This is a genomic window from Faecalicatena contorta, from assembly GCF_021531995.1.
In the GTDB taxonomy this organism is placed as follows: domain Bacteria; phylum Bacillota; class Clostridia; order Lachnospirales; family Lachnospiraceae; genus Dorea_A; species Dorea_A contorta_A.
Genome location: NZ_JAFBIZ010000206.1, coordinates 1 through 2,462, shown reverse-complemented (window position 1 = coordinate 2,462; position 2,462 = coordinate 1). Strand labels below are relative to the sequence as shown.

The 2,462-nt window shown below is 37.9% G+C and carries 5 protein-coding genes and 1 pseudogene; all 6 read right to left on the bottom strand.

Going from position 1 to position 2,462, the window contains the following annotated elements:
- Positions 1–281 (bottom strand): dihydrofolate reductase (locus JQM82_RS15205; protein ID WP_143350753.1); only part of this gene is annotated, 281 nt, incomplete at its 3' end.
- Between the two features lie 412 nt (positions 282–693).
- Positions 694–831, bottom strand: a pseudogene (locus tag JQM82_RS15200) (helix-turn-helix domain-containing protein); the annotation flags it as partial.
- A 229-nt stretch (positions 832–1,060) separates the two neighbouring features.
- Positions 1,061–1,435 (bottom strand): hypothetical protein, encoded by a 375-nt coding sequence (locus tag JQM82_RS15195; RefSeq protein WP_235251245.1) that lies wholly within the window; start codon positions 1,433–1,435, stop codon positions 1,061–1,063.
- A gap of 6 nt (positions 1,436–1,441) precedes the next feature.
- Entirely contained in the window at positions 1,442–1,891 is a 450-nt protein-coding gene (locus tag JQM82_RS15190) for a YaiI/YqxD family protein (RefSeq protein ID WP_235251243.1), read from the bottom strand.
- Positions 1,888–2,226 carry an MmcQ/YjbR family DNA-binding protein gene (locus tag JQM82_RS15185; protein ID WP_235251242.1) on the bottom strand — a complete coding sequence of 113 codons (339 nt, stop codon included), beginning with the start codon at positions 2,224–2,226 and terminating at the stop codon, positions 1,888–1,890. Before JQM82_RS15185 ends, JQM82_RS15190 begins: the two co-directional genes overlap by 4 nt.
- A 10-nt stretch (positions 2,227–2,236) precedes the next feature.
- The coding region (locus JQM82_RS15180) for a hypothetical protein (RefSeq protein ID WP_235251241.1) at positions 2,237–2,462 on the bottom strand (226 nt) is incomplete at its 5' end.

The following is a 2,462-nucleotide window of genomic DNA, read 5'->3' as shown; positions in this document are numbered from 1 at the left end:
GATATGTATACATCTCGTCCTTTAGCCAATAATAATGCATCTTCTAATGATTTAACTGAAACTAAATTATCTCCTTGATACTCTGTTGTGGTGGAAACAACAATATTCATTCTATTAGGCAACGGATGACCGATTTCTTCATAAGACTTTCGCCCCATAATAACCACATTACCCGTTGTTAACTCTCTAAATTGCTTTTGTTCTCCCTTTATTTTCCATGGTATATTACCATTCTTGCCTATAACATTATTCTTTGACCTCGCAACAATCAAACCTATCATCTATTTCATCCTCCATAATATGATGTCGTACCTGTGATTCCATCAAGTGCACCACATCTTAACAAACTCAAAATTATCTCGAACTAACCAGCTCGACAAATTCCTTTTTTGTCTTCATCTGCATTATATCATATTGTTATAAGCATTGCCATTTCTTTTCTGCTTTTGAAAAGTTACTTATCAGCCTATGTTTTGTAAAGGGTGATATTCAGCATTTCTCACGCAACAAGCCCTTGACAAACCATAGACTAATAAGTTTTAAGGTAATCAAGCAGAAATGAAATAGTCTGCTGTTTCACGGCAACAAAAAAGAGATACCAACACACTTATGTAGTATCTCTTAGTCTAGTAGCAATATTCTTTTGTTTGCAAGCAGGTAAACATGGGCTGTTTCTTAATATCTTTTTGTTTGGGAAACACCTCTTTCCCATTTACTGACCGCCTTATCCGACACAAAAAGCTTATCTGCAAGGTCTTTCTGCGTATATCCTTTTGCTTTTCTTCGTTCTGCCACAAATTCTCCAAAAGAATTCTTGTCAATTTCAAACATAATTACGACCTCCTTAATCTTCGGCTTAGTATGCCTCTATATTAATACTCACTCTCAAAACGGACAATCGACCAATAGTAGAATTGCCAGAGAAACGGAAACTGACAGTAGATTGTTCGAGAATCCCCGGAATTAAAGTTCTGTTTAACGTTTGAGCAAAAACTGGCACACGGAATTTTTACCTCCATGCACCAGTTCATTTTCAAGGATTCGCTATATAACCTATCTATCACCAGTTAATCTGGCAACTCTCATATTTCATAATATACTCATTCCGGATTGCTTCCATCTCTTTTTTCCGTTCCTCCGGAAGGATTTTTAATATTTCTTTCTCATCCATGTCAGTATTTCCATAAAGTCTCTCCATGTCATAGAGATAAATATTCTCCCATGTATTTAAAAGATAATCAAAAAGTTCTGAAGCATCTGTAAAATGGACCTGCCTGTCAAAACCTCTTCCCGCACCATACCATTCCAATACCTCACACCCAAACGGATAAGCATCCACCACGCAGAAATCTCCAGATTCCTCAGACAGTAGCCTGAATATCTCTTTTACCTGCATGCAATGTTCCATCTCTTCTTTAGAAATATATTCTTTCATCCTGACCTACACCTCGCGATATTTATGAATCAGCTTTTCCAGCGATTCTGCAAACCGTACATCATCTTCAGCGGTACGCTTCGCTGGACCTTTTATATGGTTTCTTTTTTTCGCATTTCGTGCCTTCTTTGCTAAGTGCCTCTCCATAAGCATCTGGTCAATATTGTCATTCGTATACCATCTGCCACTCTGATGTATCCCGTACGCTCCCTTTCCAAGAATCATCGCAGCAACACCATAATCCTGTGTTACCACAATGTCACCTTTCCGGCAGATGCTGACCAACTTGAAGTCTACAGCATCCGCTCCTGCCCCAACTGTCAAAACTTCGCTGTAATCAGACTGCAAAATATGATTCGTGTCACACAGTAAGATTACTGATATCTGATATTTTTTTGCAATTTGCTCTACAATAGATACCACCGGACAGGCATCTGCATCTACCAAAATCCTCATGCTTTCTTCCCCTTTGTTAAATCATAGCTTTCACCAATCATCCGTTTGATATCTTCCTTCGGGACGGTTCCATCCAGAATAATAGAATTCCAGTGTGTCTTATTCATGTGGTATGCTGGAACAACCGATGCAAAAGTACTTCGCCAGAAGTCCCGCCACTGCGGATCGCATTTCACATTAATCCATACATGTCCATCTTTGTTATAGATTAGAGCAAATGTCTTCTTAGACCCTTTATGGCGCATCACACACCAGTTAGAATCGTGGAATGGATAATCCTCGTATACCTGCTCAAAAGAAAGACAATATGTAATCGCTTCCTGTTTAGTTTGCATTATTTATCCCTCATAACAAATTGTATATTGGAAATTGTTTAAATGTGGCTTGGTCTTCCTCTGATAACTGATTTATCAACTTTCTCGCATTATGCTTGTTTTCAAGCAATATATTAACAGCACATTTCACCATATCATCTTTCGTCTTTTCCTCTAATTCTTCCAACACAGCTATTTCATCTTCAGACAACTCTCTTTTTCTCTTGAATAACTGCAGTTTATTAATAATACCATAT